Source organism: Micromonospora rosaria (assembly GCF_001567585.1).
GTDB lineage: Bacteria > Actinomycetota > Actinomycetes > Mycobacteriales > Micromonosporaceae > Micromonospora > Micromonospora rosaria.
In genome coordinates this window covers 1-13,022 of record NZ_LRQV01000167.1, presented here as the reverse complement: position 1 = coordinate 13,022, position 13,022 = coordinate 1, and the positions used below count along the sequence as shown (strand labels likewise).

Sequence of the window (13,022 nt, the reverse complement as noted above, 5' to 3'; positions counted from 1 at the left end):
CACACGCCGTCGTCACCACCGGTGCGTGTCATCCGCCTGATCCGTCCCTGAGCCGCCGACCGGGCCCGATTCTAGGCCGCCGATCGTGGCCGGTCCCCGACCGGCCCGCCCGCACGGCGGTCCGCTCCGGTCTACGGCCGGACGGCGGTCCGCTCCGGTCTGCGGGCCGGGCGGGCGCGCTCCGGTCTGCGGCCGGACGGGCGCGCTCCGGGTTGCGGCCCGGCGGCGCGACCGGGTGCAATGGGCCGGTGCCGATCCTGCTCACCACCGCCCGCCTGGTGCTGCGCGAGTTCACCCCGGCCGACGTGGACCTGCTGGTCGAGCTGGACAGCGACCCGGCGGTGATGCGGTACCTCACCGGTGGCGCGGCGACGCCGGCGCAGACGGTCCGGGAACGGGTCCTGCCCCGGATCCTGGCCCACTACCGGCGGCCACCCGGGCTGGGCTGGTGGGCCGCCGAACACCGCGACGACGGGGCGTTCCTCGGCTGGTTCGAGTTCCGCCCGCTGCGCGACGGCGACCCCCGGGAGGTGGAGCTCGGCTACCGGCTGCGGCGCGCCGCCTGGGGCGTGGGCCACGCCACCGAGGGCGGCCGGGCCCTGGTCGAGCGGGGCTTCACCGAGTGGGGCGTGCAGCGGGTGACGGCGGTCACCATGGCGGTCAACACCGCCTCCCGGCGGGTCATGCGGCGGTGCGGGCTGCGGCACGTCCGGACCGTCCACCAGCACTGGGCCGAGCCGATTCCCGGCGCCGAGCACGGCGAGGTGGAGTACGCCCTGACCCGGGCGCAGTGGCTGCGCCGCCGCGACCGCGTCACCGGGTCCGGCTAGGCTCGCGGGGTGGTGCTGCACAGTGGACCGGTCAGTGAACGGCTGACCAAGCGCAGCCTCGTCACCGTCTCGCACGCGATCGAACGGGCCGCGCTGGCCTCCGCCGAGGACGGCCCGCTGGTGGTGTTCGCGCTCTTCCAGCGGCTGCCGTACTTCGGCCGGGAACGCCGGCGGTACGAGCGGATCGCGGCGCGGGCGGCGGCCACCGTGGTGGGCCTCGTCGGGGCCGACCCGGTGCTGCCGCCCCCCGGGGCGTACGGGGTGGCGCTGGACGGGGACGAGGAACTTGCCCGGGAGTGGAGCGTGGTGGCGCTGACCCCCCGCTTCGGCGGGGTGTTGGTGGCCCGGGACCTGGCCGAGGTGGCGCCGGAGGCGACCACCCTGGAGTCGGGCCGGCTCTTCGAGGGCCGGTGGAGCTTCCGCCGCGACGAGGCGTTGCACGAGGTGCTGCGCCTGCGCGACCGGCTCGCCAACCGGCTGCCGGTGGCCGCCCGGGACGCCGTTGACGAGACGGTGGGCCGGGTACGGGACCTGCCGGCCACGCCGGGCGAGGCCCGCGTCGAGGCGGCGATGCGGTTGCTGGCCGGGCGGGCCGAACAGGCGTACCGGGCCGCCCTCACCCGGCCCGAGGTGGCCGACGAGCCGACCCGGCTGCTCGACGAGACGGGCCTGGCCCACTGGGCCGGGGCGGGCGGGGTGACCGCCTCGGGCGTCCTGCCGGTGGCGTTGGTCGGGGTCCGGGTGGAGGATCGCGCCGGCTCACCGGGCGGCGTGGCCCGGCGCGGCGCGGCCCGGGAGGCGCAGGCCGTCCTCGGCGCGCTGACCGGCCCGCTCGGCCCCGCCGACCGGGCCGTCCGCCTCGCCGAGCGGGAGTTCCTGCTGGTCCTGCCGGCGCTGACCGAGGAGCAGGCGGTCGCCGCGGCGCACCGGGTGCACGAGTCGATGGCCGGCCTCGCCAGCTCCTACCCCTTCGTCACGTTCACCGTGCACACCGTCGTCGCGGTGACGGCCCGCCGGCCGCTGCCGGTGGCCGACGTTCGGGAGGCCCTGCGGTGGGCCGTGCGAGAGGGGGTACCGGTGGCGACGGTCGCCGCCGCGCCCGCGCCCGTGGCCACGGCGGGGCGCTGACCGACGACGGCCGGGGCCGGGTGGACGCCCGGCCGTCGCAGGAGACGGAGGGCCGATCGTGCGGGTCGTCTCGTTGGTGCCCTCGCTGACCGAGGCGGTGGCGGTGTCGGCGCCGCAGGTGCTGGTCGGGGCGACCGACTGGTGCACCCACCCGGCGGGGCTGGACGTGCCCCGGGTCGGCGGCAGCAAGTACCCGGACCTGGCCCGGGTGCTCGCCCTCCGGCCGGACCTGGTGCTGCTCAACGTCGAGGAGAACCGCCGGGCGGACGCCGAGGCGCTGGCCGCCGCCGGGGTGCCGGTCCGGGTCACCTACCCCCGTACCGTGCCGCAGGCGTTGACCGAACTGGCCGACCTGCTCGCCGCGCTGGGCGTGACCGGCGAACCGGAGTGGCTGGCCACCGCCCGGCGGGCCTGGGCGGCGCTGCCCGGTGACCGGCCGGCGGCGGACCTGCGGCGCGCGGTGGTGCCGGTGTGGCGCCGGCCGTGGGTGGTGCTCGGCTCCGACACCTTCGCCGGGGACGTGCTGCGCCGGCTCGGGGTGGTCAACCTGTACGCCGGGCACGCCGAGCGGTACCCCCGGCCCGACCTCGCCGACCTGCGCGCCCAGCGGCCCGACCTGGTGGTGCTGCCCGACGAGCCGTACCGGTTCACCGGGGACGACGGTCCGGAGGCCTTCGCCGGTACGCCCTGCGCGCTGCTCTCCGGCCGGCACCTGACCTGGTACGGCCCGTCGCTGGCGCGGGCCCCGGCCGTGCTCGCCGCGCAGTTGGCCCGACCGGTCACCGTCCCCGGCGGCTGACCGACCGGGGTGGGGCCGGGCCCGGCCAGGGGGTGCCGGACCCGGCCGCCGGCCCGGCGGGGAGGTGCCGGGCCCGGGAGGGCGACGCTCAGGCCACCGGATCGGGCGCGGGCGCCCGGTCGTCCACGTCGTACCCGATCTCGTTGGTCACCCGGACCACGCCGCTGACCCGGGCGGCGAGCCGGCCGGCCAGGTCCGCGTCGGAGCGGCGGTCCAGCCGGCCGGCCAGGGTCACCGCGCCGTCGCGTACCCGCACCGTGACCAGACCGTCCTGCACGGCGAGCACCCGGCGCAGCACCTCCTGCACCACGTCCTCGCGGATCTCGGCGTCGCTGCGCAGGTGCACCCGGAGCAGGTCGCTGCGGGTGACGATGCCGACCAGCCGGCCGAGGTCGTCGAGCACGGGCAGCCGCTTGACCCGCTCCCGGTCCAGCCGCCGGGCCGCGGCCGGCAGCGACGCCTGGGCGTCCGTGGTCACCGCGGGCGTGCTCATCAGGTCCCGGGCCAGCAGCGCGCCGGCCTTCTCCCGGGCGTCGCGGCGACGCCGGCCGACGAAGACCCGCCGCTGGTCCGCCTGCCCGCTGTGTTCGATCTTGTGCAGCAGGTCCGCCTCGGAGACCACCCCGAGCACCCGGCGGGACTCGTCCACCACCGGCACCGCGCTGATCCCGTGCCGCAGCAACGTGTCGACGACCGCCCGGTACGGGGTCTCCTCCCGCACCGTCACGACGTCCACGGTCATCACGTCGCCCACCTGCCAGGTCCGCATCGCCACCTCCTGTGCCGTCCGTCGGCGCCGACGCTACGGAGCCGACCGGCCGGCCGGACAGAGGCGCACGCCCCGGGCCGAAAGGGGTCGAAGGTCCCGGGCCGGACCGGACCGGTCGGCCCTGACCGGCGGGGGCGCGGCGGCGTGCAATGGAGATGCCACCGGGACGAGCGGTGCGAGGCACTGAGAGGACGTGGAGACCATGACCGCCACCATCGAGCGGACCACCGCCACCACCAACACCGGTCGGGACGCGGCGCGGGGCACCGGGCACGTCGGGGGCGGCCGGGCCGCGCGGTACGTCTTCGCCGCGGTCCGGATCGCCCTGGGCTGGACGTTCCTCTGGGCCTTCCTGGACAAGACGTTCGGGCTGGGCTTCGGCACCGAGGCGAAGGACGCCTGGATCAACGGCGGCAGCCCGACCAGGGGTTTCCTCACCTTCGGCGCGACCGGCCCGTTCCAGGGCCTGTACCAGGACATCGCCGGCGCCGCCTGGGCCGACTGGCTGTTCATGGCCGGGCTGGCCGGCATCGGGGTGGCGCTGCTGCTCGGCATCGGGATGCGGGTCGCGGCGGTCGCGGGTGCCCTGCTCTACGTGCTGATGTGGACGGCCGTGCTGCCTCCGGAGAACAACCCCATCATGGACGAGCACCTGATCAACGCTGCGGTTCTCGCCGGGCTGGCCCTGGTCAACGCCGGCGACACGCTGGGCCTCGGGCGGGCCTGGGCCGCCCTGCCCCTGGTCCGGCGGCTGCCCTGGCTGCGCTGACCGGTCCATCCCCGACGGTGGGCGTCACCTGCGGTGACGCCCACCGTCGGCATGTCCGGCGGGGTCCACGGGGATCGGCGGATCGCGATCCGGCAGGATCGACCGGGACGAGGACAACGACCGACATGGAGGCCCGCACATGGAGAAGCCCGAGGTAGGCCCGATCGAGGGGGCACCCCCGGCCGACCTGGTGATCGAGGACATCACCGTGGGTGAGGGCGCGGAGGCCCGGCCGGGCCAGACGGCCCGGGTGCACTACGTGGGGGTGGCCCACTCCACCGGCGGCGAGTTCGACGCCTCGTGGAACCGGGGCCAGCCGTTCGAGTTCCCGCTGGGCGGCGGCCGGGTGATCGCCGGCTGGGACCAGGGGGTCGTCGGGATGCGGGTCGGCGGCCGGCGGCGGCTGACCATCCCGCCGCACCTGGGCTACGGCAACCGGGGCGCCGGGGGCCTGATCAAGCCGGGCGAGACGCTGGTCTTCGTGGTCGACCTGCTCGACGTGCGCTGACCGACCCGCGCCGCGCGCACCTGCTGGAGTGCGCTGACCCGCCCGCCGGGCGCGGGAACGACCTGCCCGGCGTGCGCGCACCGACCCGCGCGACGGGTGCGCCGAGCACACCTGCTCGACGGGTGCCGCGCGACCCGACCCGCCGGCTCCGGACGCTCCGCCGTCCCGGGGCCGGCGGGTGACGCGCGGGTCAGGCGGCCACCAGGTCGCACTCCGGGCGGGTCGACGTCGTGCGGCAGATCGGGATGACCCGGTGCAGGCCGGTCGCGCGCAGCACCCGCGTCACGACCGGATCCGGGTCGACCAGCACCAGCTCGCCGCCCCGGGCCCGGATCCGCAGGTGCGCGGCGACCAGGGCCCGCACGCCGGTGGCGGCCAGCAGCCGGACGCCGGAGAGGTCGAGCCGCAGCACCGGCCGGGGCGGGGCCGCCCAGAGCGCGCCGCGCAGCGTGCCGACCGTGGCCAGGTCGACCTCACCGACGGCCCACATGTCCACCGCGTGCTCGCCGACGCTCATCCGCACGTCGAACCGCTCACTGCGCTCTACCATGCCCTCGAACCTACCGCCCGGCACCGACAGTTCCACCCCTCCACGGGTCGAATCCGGGTCCTCCCAGGGTAAGACCCTGAGCTGCCCGGATGTCCTCCCCAGGGAGGACACCGCCCCCTGCGGGCCCGCCGGCCGGCGATCGGGGCGGCACCCCGGGGCGGTTGGTTGGTCGACCCCCGGGGCGCCGGGACCGGCCCCCCGGGGGTCGACCGGGTCAGCCGCCGCGACCGGAGGGCACCGGCGCGGGCGACCCGCCGCTGAGCTTCCCCGGCCCCTGCGCCTGCGGCGCGGCGTGCAGTCCGGGCGGGACCGGCAGCGCGCTGCCCCGGACGTACTCGTCCCAGCTGACGTTCCAGGCCGTCCAGCCGTTGCCGGGCTCCAGGTCGACCTCGGTGCCCTTGACGGTGATCAGGTCGCCGACCTGGGTCACCCCCATCAGCCAGTCGGCCGCCGTGGTGGAGACGTTGGCGCAGCCGTGCGAGACGTTGGTGTTGCCCTGGTCCCCCTCGGACCACGGGGCGGCGTGGATGAACTCGCCACCCCAGGTGTACCGCTGCGCGTCCTCGACGTCCACCACGTACCCGCCGTTCGGGTCGCCCCGGGTGTCGAAGGTGGCGTACTCGTGCTTCTCCATGATCACCATTTTGCCGCTGGAACTGGGCGTGCTCGGCTTGCCGAGGCTGACCGGGATCTTGCGCAGGAGCTTGCCGTCCCGGAAGACCGACATCTGCTTGGTGGCATTGTCGATCTCCAACGCGACCTGCCGGCCGATCGTCGACGTGGCGGTGCGATCCTCGTCGCCGATCCGGTCCTTGCCGATCGGCAACCCGTCGAGGGCGGACCGTACGCTGATCTTCGTGCCGGGACGCCAGAAGTCCGGTGCCCGGTAGTAGACCTGACTGCCGTCCTCGACCCAGGACCAGACCCCGGGCTGCGGCGGATCGGTCTTCACGAACAATCGTCGTTGCACGTCCGCCCTGGCCTCTTTGGCGATGGGCGGGTCGAACGCGACGGTGACCGGCATCGCCGTGCCGTACGTCCGGTTGCCGGCGAAATACAGTGTGCTGGTCACGGCCGGCCTGGTCGATTCCGCCATGGTGGTGAAGGTCGTCCTGCGGGTGGTGGTCCGGCCCGAGTCCCCGGTCGCGGTCACCTCGGCGGTGTAGGTCCGCTTCGGCTTCAGGGGCGCGGTCGGCACCCAGGTCGACCCGTCCTCCCGGGGCTCCACGCCGACCTGTCCGCCCTTGTCGTCGGTGATCCGGACGCCGGTGACCCGGCCGTCGGTGACGGTGGCCCCCACCTCGGCGCTGATCGGCACGTCCCGGGCCCGGTCGGCCGGGGTCACGGTGCTCACCTCGGGCGGCTTCGCCTGGGCCGCGCGCTCGACGGCCTTCCGTTCCGCGGTGCATCCGGCGACCGTCGACGGTGCGACCACGATCGCCACCGTCAGCAGACCCAACCGCCGTTTCAATCGCATAGCGTCCCCCCGTCTTCGCTGCTCACCTCGACAGTGTCACCACTGGCCGGTAACCCCGAAGCATTTTCACGACATTTACCTCAGCGATTAGGTGCGACAATTTCCGTTTGCCGTCCATCGGCACCGCCGGGGCGCCTCGAACACAACGCGCCGACTCGGCACCGGCGTACGGGCACCGCCGATCCCGGCCCCCTCGTCCGGTCCACCCGATTCACCTGCGGAAACAGGGCGACCACGATCGGGGCTGGCCGGGCACGAGCCGGACAACCGGCCGCTTTTGCCTCATCCGACCAAAAGTTCGGCCCAATCAAGCCGACCTTTGCAGTTTCCAGTCGATAGGGTACGGTGACCTTCGTCATAGAATCGTGTCGATAAGGCGATCCGTGCCCGCCACCGCGTGTACGGCCAGCGTCGTGTGCCCGGCCGGCGTCGGGCGCCGGCCGGCGCCGTGTGGGTCGGTCGGTCCGGTGCGCGCCGCGCCACCCTGCCGCCGGAGCCCCGCTCCGGCCGTCGCGGCGTGCCCGGGCGGGGCGTCTGTCGGCACCGGAGCGGGCCGGGCGCCGGGGGCGGCCGGCAGGAAGGACCACCATGGACGACGCCAACGGTCATCCCGGACGGTCGGACCGGGGCCCCGTGTCCCGCCGCACCGTCCTGCGCGCGGCCACCGTCTCCGCCGCGGCCCTCGGCACGGCCGGGCTCACCGCCAGCCCGGCCCTGGCCACCGAGACCGCCACCACCGCCGACGACCGCGCCCCGCGCCCGGGGCGCCGCCGGGTGCCCGTCGACCAGATCAGCATCCAGCTCTACACGCTGCGCGACCAGCTCGCCATCGACCTGCCCGGCACCCTGGCGGAGCTGCGGCGCATCGGCTACCGCCGGGTGGAGCACGCCGGCTTCGTCGACCGGACGGCGACCGAGTTCCGGGCCGCGCTCGACACCGCCGGCCTGCGCGCCACCTCGGGGCACGTCGAGATCCCGCAGCCGTTCGACCCGGCCGCCTGGGAGCGGACCCTGGCCGACGCGGTCACCGTGGGCTGCCGGTACGTCGTGCAGTCGTGGTTCGGGATGGGTCCCGACGGGCTTCCGCTGCGCGACCCGCAGGCGTACCGCCAGTTCGCCCGCGACCTCGACCAGGCCGGGCGGATGGCCGCGCGGGCCGGCCTGCGGTTCGGGTACCACAACCACCACCTCGAGTTCGTGCCGCTGACCGACGGGCGGACCGGGTTCGAGATCCTCGCCGCCGGGACCGACCCCCGCCGGGTCCACTTCGAGCTCGACCTGTTCTGGACCTGGCGCGGCGCGCAGGACCCGGTCGACGTCATCCGGGCCCACCGGGGCCGGATCCGCCAGTTCCACGTCAAGGACATCGACTGGCTGGGCAACTTCGCCGACCTGGGCGACGGGATGATCGACTTCGGTCGGATCTTCGACCGCGGCGGGGAGGCCGGCGTGGAGGAGTACATCGTGGAGCGCGACGACGCCGGGGAGGCCCCCCGGCAGCCGGCCGACGCGCTGGAGACCGCCCGTAAGGGCTTCGTGTACCTGAGTTCGCTGCGGTACTGACGACACGACATCGGGGGGCTCACACATGACGAACCGTATCGCCGCACTCTCCGTCCCCGTGCTGGTGGCCGCCGGTCTCGCGGTACCGGTCGCGCCGGCCGGGGCCGCCGCGACCGCCGCGACCGCCGGGGCAGCCGCGCCCGCCGGGGCCGCCGCGTCCAGCGAGGACCGCTTCCAGAAGGTCACCCTCAACGACTTCCCCGGCGAGCCGATCAGCCTCGCCGTGCTGCCGGACCTGCGGGTGCTGCACACCTCCCGGACCGGCCAGGTCCGCATCCACGATCCGCGCACCGGGCTGAACACGATCGCCGCGGACATCCCGGTGTACCTGCACGACGAGGAGGGGTTGCAGGGCGTCGCCATCGACCCGGACTTCGCCCGCAACCGCTGGGTCTACCTCTACTACTCCCCGCCCGGGGACACCCCGTCGGACGACCCGGACACCCCGGACGTCAACGAGGGCGACGCCCCGGAGTTCGGCACCGAGGCCGACTGGAAGCGGTACCGGGGCGTGCTGCGGCTGTCCCGGTTCACGCTGACCGGGTCGACCCTGGACCTGCGCAGTGAGCAGCGGATCCTCGACGTGCCCACCGACCGGGGCACCTGCTGCCACGTCGGCGGCCAGATCGACTTCGACCGCGCCGGCAACCTGTACCTGTCCACCGGGGACGACACCAACCCGCTGGCCTCCGACGGGTACACGCCCATCGACGAGCGGCCCGGCCGCAACCCGGCGTACGACGCGCAGCGCACCTCGGGCAACACCAACGACCTGCGGGGCAAGCTGCTGCGGATCAGGGTCGGCCCCGACGGCCGGTACACCGTCCCGAAGGGGAACCTGTTCGCGCCGGGCACGCCGAAGACCCGCCCGGAGATCTACGCGATGGGGCTGCGCAACCCGTTCCGGTTCGCCGTGGACCGCCGCACCGGCGCCGTCTACCTGGGCGACTACTCCCCCGACGCGGCGCGGCCGAGCCCGCAGCGGGGACCGGTGGGCCACGGCCGCTGGATGGTGATCGACAAGCCGGCGAACTACGGCTGGCCGTACTGCGCCACGCCGGACCTGCCCTACGTCGACCACGACTTCGCCACCGGCCGGTCGGGCGCGCCGTTCGACTGCCGCCGGCCGGTCAACGACTCGCCCCGCAACACCGGGCTGCGCCACCTGCCGCCGGTCACCGCGCCGCAGGTGGCGTACACCTCCGCCCTCTCGGCGCAGTTCCCGCAGCTCGGCGAGGGCGGCGTGGGCCCGATGGGCGGCCCGGCGTACGAGTACGACCGGCGCAGCACCTCGCGGGTGCGCTGGCCGGCCTCCTACGACGGGGTACCGCTGTTCTACGAGTGGACCCGCGACTACCTCAGGGAGTTCCGCCTGGACCGGCGGGGCGAGGTGCGCGACATCCGGCCGGTGGCCCCGTCCGTGGTCACCGACAACCCGATGGACCTGGAGTTCGGCCCGGACGGGGCGCTCTACGTGCTGGAGTACGGCGACGGGTACTTCGCCGAGAACCCGGACGCGCAGCTGTCCCGGATCGACTTCGTCCGGGGCAACCACACCCCGGTCCCGAAGATCAGCGCGGACGTGCTCGGCGGGCACGCCCCGCTGCGGGTCGCCTTCTCCAGCGCCGGCACCGTCGACCCGGACGGCGACCGGCTGCGGTACGAGTGGGACTTCGACTCCGACGGCCGGGTCGACTCCACGGAGCAGCACCCGACCTTCACCTACCGGCGCAACGGCGTGTACCAGCCGACGCTGAAGGTCACCGACCGCACCGGGCGCTCGGCGGCGGCCAACCTGCCGCTGGTGGTCGGGCCCCGGGCGCCGAGCGTCCAGTTCGTCACCCCCGACGCCGAGCAGCCCTTCGAGTTCGGGCAGACCGTGGCGTTCGAGGTGGCGGTGGTCGACGACATGCCGGTGGACTGCTCGCGGGTGAAGGTGACCTACATCCTCGGGCACGACGGGCACGGCCACCCGCTCTCGTCGACGACCGGCTGCACCGGGGCGATCCGCACCTTCCTCGACGACGGGCACGCCGGGTTGGACAACATGGCCGCCGTCTTCGTCGCCGAGTACACCGACGAGCCCAGCGGCGGCCTGCCGGCCCAGACCGGCAGCGCCCTGGTGGCGCTCTACCCGCCGCCGTCGACCCCGGCGGCGGTGTGGCGGGCGGGCCGCTGAGCGGACCGCCCCGACACCCCCGGGGTACGCCCGGCCGGGACGCGCGACCGTGCGCCGACCGGCCGGGCACGCCGACGGGCGTCGGGGTGCGGGTGGACCCGCGCCCCGGCCCCGGGCTCAGTCCCAGTCGTGGTCGGTGTCGTTGCGCTCCCACCGGCCGCCCACCGGCGGGGTGTCCAGCCGGGTGGCGGCCTCGGCGTTGCCGGCCAGGTCGTTGTCGACCACCCGGCACCCCACGCAACTGCCCCGCTCGGTGATCCACAGCCCGTGGGTCTGGGTACGGACGTCCTGGCTGTCCCAGATCCGGTTACCCCGGATCGTGGCCGCGTCGACGGCCGCGTTGACCGAGATCCCGGCCCGGGTCGTCGGCGCCGCCGGCAACTCGTACGGGCTGCCCGGCAGCGGCGTGTCCCCGCTCCACGCGCTGAACGCGTCCGGCCGGACCGGGGCGAGGGTCAGTTCGGTGCCGGTGTTGGCGGCCACCACGGCGGTCCGTCCGCCGACCCGCAGCACCTTGCCCCGGTGCCCGTCGGGCAACCAGTCCGCGGTCCGGTCCACCAGGGACCGCTCGCTGTACCGGACCGACTCGCCCCCGCCGTGGTACGCCCCGGCGCACTGCCGGCCGTTGTTACGGATCCGGTTGTTCAGCACCGCCGCGTCGGTGATCGGCCGGTCGATCCGGATCGCGTCCAGCCCGTTGCCCCAGAAGTCGTTGCTGTCGACCACGACCTCGGCCCCCGCGCCCCGGTAGCCCCGGCCGTGGCCGAGGTTGTGCTGGTGGAAGCCGTACGCGCCGTTGCCGGTGATCCGGTTGCCCCGCACCGTGTACGGCCCCGGGGTGTTGCCCACGCTGACCCCGTCGCGGACGTTGCCGTCGATGACACAGTCGGTCAGCAGCCCGCCCCGGCCGGCGACCCCGGCGGTCCCCTCGGCCGAGATGTCGAAGCCGGCCTCCAGGTTGCCGGTCATCGTGCACGCGGAGACGATCAGCCCGTCCGCGCCCCAGTCGGAGATGCCGAACCGGTTGCCCTGGCTGTGGCAGCCGACGATCCGGTACCCGCGCGGCGGCAGCCAGGCCTCCTTCTGCAACTCCAGGAAGATGCCGTTGGTGCCGTTGCCCACGGTGGTGCAGTTGGCGATGGTGAGCCGCTCGACGGTGCCCCACCCGCCGATGCCGATCCCGATCCCCGCCCCGCCCATCTCCTCGCCGTTGTCCAGCCGGCCGCAGCCGACCACCACCACGCCCTCGATCAGGCTGTCCTGGAGGAAGTCGCAGCCCAGGCCGGTGGCGGCGGTGTGGTGGATGTACAGGTTGCGGAACACCCCGCGCACCACGTACTGCAGGCCCAGCCCCTTGGCCAGGTAGCTGTACTCGGCCATGGCCACGCCGGAGCCGTCGATCTCGAAGTCGGCGAAGGTGCAGTCGGCGATGTGCCGGTCCCGGTCGGCGCCGTGCTGCACGGTGGTCCAGAAGGCCAGCGGGGTCGGGTCCGACCGGTTGCCCTCGTTGCTGAGCAGGAAGCGGGTCGCCCCGGGGCCCGCGCCGACCAGGGAGACCCCGCTGCGCCAGACCGTCCCGGCGTCCCGGATGGAGTAGATGCCCGGCGGGCAGTAGATCACCCGGGCCCGCCCGTCGGCGGCGTAGCCGTCGCCGAGCCGGTCCACCAGCGCGGCCAGCGCCGGCTGGTCGTTGGTCACCCCGTCGCCGCACAGCCCGTACTCCTGCGCGTCGCAGTACAGCGGCGCACCGGCGACGGCCGGTCGGTGGTACCGGACGGCGGGGGGCAGGGCCTGGAACGGCACGGGTGCTCCCTTCGGCGTACGGACCCGTCCGGCGGCGCATTCCCGGTGCCGGCGTCCGGAAACACCGCCGCCGGCACCCCACGCGCCGGAGCAGTCCGGTGGCGGGGTGCCGGCGAGCCCGCTCCCGGACCCGGCCCCGGTGCCGGGGGCCGGGTCCGCCGAGCCGTCAGGTGTGGGCGATCAGCAGCGCCGGCTGCTCGACGCAGTCGGCGACGTGCCGCAGGAAGCCGCCGGCCACGCCGCCGTCGCAGACCCGGTGGTCGAAGGTCAGGCTGAGCTGGGTGACCTTGCGGACGGCCAGGCTCCCGTCGACCACCCACGGCTTGTCCACGATCCGGCCGATGCCGAGCAGCGCCGCCTCCGGGTGGTTGATGATCGGGGTGGAGCCGTCGACCCCGAACACCCCGTAGTTGTTCAGGGTGAAGGTGCCGCCGGTGAGCCGGGCCGGCGGCAGCGTGCCGGCGCGGGCGGCGGCCGTGGTCGCGGCCAGCTCGGCGGCGAGGTCGGCGGTGGTCAGCCGCTGCGCGTCGCGCAGCACCGGCACCACCAGGCCCCGGTCGGTCTGGGTGGCGATGCCCAGGTGCACGCCCCGGGACTGGACGATCCGCTGCCCGGCGGTGTCGACATGCGCGTTGAGCTGCGGGAAG

The 13,022-nt window shown here is 75.0% G+C and carries 12 protein-coding genes; 7 read left to right on the top strand and 5 right to left on the bottom strand.

Annotated elements, in window-relative coordinates:
* Window positions 1-248 precede the first annotated feature (248 nt).
* From AWW66_RS28415 to AWW66_RS28405, 3 genes are read left to right on the top strand one after another with little or no spacing between them, the layout of a single operon-like run.
* Entirely contained in the window at window positions 249-830 is a 582-nt protein-coding gene (locus AWW66_RS28415; RefSeq protein ID WP_067372683.1) for a GNAT family N-acetyltransferase, read from the top strand.
* Between the two features lie 9 nt (window positions 831-839).
* Window positions 840-1,958, top strand: a complete 1,119-nt coding sequence (locus tag AWW66_RS28410) for a DICT sensory domain-containing protein (protein WP_245648521.1) — start codon at window positions 840-842, stop codon at window positions 1,956-1,958.
* Between the two features lie 58 nt (window positions 1,959-2,016).
* Window positions 2,017-2,757: a helical backbone metal receptor gene (locus AWW66_RS28405; RefSeq protein WP_067372680.1), complete on the top strand. Its 741-nt coding sequence runs from the start codon at window positions 2,017-2,019 to the stop codon at window positions 2,755-2,757.
* Between the two features lie 88 nt (window positions 2,758-2,845).
* Here AWW66_RS28405 and AWW66_RS28400 read toward each other — a convergent pair whose 3' ends face one another.
* Window positions 2,846-3,526: a CBS domain-containing protein gene (locus AWW66_RS28400; protein WP_067372677.1), complete on the bottom strand. Its 681-nt coding sequence runs from the start codon at window positions 3,524-3,526 to the stop codon at window positions 2,846-2,848.
* Window positions 3,527-3,719: 193 nt separating this feature from the next.
* Here AWW66_RS28400 and AWW66_RS28395 point away from each other — a divergent pair, with 193 nt between their 5' ends.
* Window positions 3,720-4,295, top strand: a complete 576-nt coding sequence (locus AWW66_RS28395; protein ID WP_396890360.1) for a hypothetical protein — start codon at window positions 3,720-3,722, stop codon at window positions 4,293-4,295.
* 139 nt (window positions 4,296-4,434) lie between these two features.
* Window positions 4,435-4,803, top strand: coding sequence for an FKBP-type peptidyl-prolyl cis-trans isomerase (locus AWW66_RS28390; protein ID WP_067372674.1), 369 nt, complete (start codon window positions 4,435-4,437; stop codon window positions 4,801-4,803).
* Window positions 4,804-4,993: 190 nt separating this feature from the next.
* On the opposite strand, the gene AWW66_RS28385 is transcribed toward AWW66_RS28390, so the two are convergent.
* Both AWW66_RS28385 and AWW66_RS28380 read right to left on the bottom strand, forming a co-directional pair.
* Window positions 4,994-5,353, bottom strand: a complete 360-nt coding sequence (locus tag AWW66_RS28385; RefSeq protein ID WP_067372686.1) for an STAS domain-containing protein — start codon at window positions 5,351-5,353, stop codon at window positions 4,994-4,996.
* A 214-nt stretch (window positions 5,354-5,567) separates the two neighbouring features.
* Window positions 5,568-6,812 (bottom strand): L,D-transpeptidase, encoded by a 1,245-nt coding sequence (locus AWW66_RS28380; RefSeq protein ID WP_396890404.1) that lies wholly within the window; start codon window positions 6,810-6,812, stop codon window positions 5,568-5,570.
* A gap of 606 nt (window positions 6,813-7,418) precedes the next feature.
* On the opposite strand from AWW66_RS28380, the gene AWW66_RS28375 reads away from it, so the two are divergent.
* Both AWW66_RS28375 and AWW66_RS28370 read left to right on the top strand, forming a co-directional pair.
* On the top strand, window positions 7,419-8,393 hold the full coding sequence (locus AWW66_RS28375) for a sugar phosphate isomerase/epimerase family protein (RefSeq protein WP_067372668.1): 975 nt from the start codon (window positions 7,419-7,421) through the stop codon (window positions 8,391-8,393).
* A gap of 25 nt (window positions 8,394-8,418) precedes the next feature.
* On the top strand, window positions 8,419-10,572 hold the full coding sequence (locus tag AWW66_RS28370; RefSeq protein WP_067372665.1) for a PQQ-dependent sugar dehydrogenase: 2,154 nt from the start codon (window positions 8,419-8,421) through the stop codon (window positions 10,570-10,572).
* A 117-nt stretch (window positions 10,573-10,689) separates the two neighbouring features.
* Here AWW66_RS28370 and AWW66_RS28365 read toward each other — a convergent pair whose 3' ends face one another.
* Together AWW66_RS28365 and AWW66_RS28360 are read right to left on the bottom strand one after the other, a co-directional pair.
* Window positions 10,690-12,375: a right-handed parallel beta-helix repeat-containing protein gene (locus AWW66_RS28365; protein ID WP_067372662.1), complete on the bottom strand. Its 1,686-nt coding sequence runs from the start codon at window positions 12,373-12,375 to the stop codon at window positions 10,690-10,692.
* Between the two features lie 166 nt (window positions 12,376-12,541).
* A partial coding sequence (locus AWW66_RS28360) for a 2-oxo acid dehydrogenase subunit E2 (protein ID WP_211272139.1) occupies window positions 12,542-13,022 on the bottom strand: 481 nt, incomplete at its 5' end.

What these genes read in the sequence shown, in the direction of transcription:
- AWW66_RS28400 (WP_067372677.1), bottom strand. Translation starts at nt 3,526, where the DNA reads ATGCGGACCTGGCAGGTGGGCGACGTGATGACCGTGGACGTCGTGACG.
- AWW66_RS28390 (WP_067372674.1), top strand. Translation starts at nt 4,435, where the DNA reads ATGGAGAAGCCCGAGGTAGGCCCGATCGAGGGGGCACCCCCGGCCGAC.
- AWW66_RS28385 (WP_067372686.1), bottom strand. Translation starts at nt 5,353, where the DNA reads ATGGTAGAGCGCAGTGAGCGGTTCGACGTGCGGATGAGCGTCGGCGAG.
- AWW66_RS28375 (WP_067372668.1), top strand. Translation starts at nt 7,419, where the DNA reads ATGGACGACGCCAACGGTCATCCCGGACGGTCGGACCGGGGCCCCGTG.
- AWW66_RS28370 (WP_067372665.1), top strand. Translation starts at nt 8,419, where the DNA reads ATGACGAACCGTATCGCCGCACTCTCCGTCCCCGTGCTGGTGGCCGCC.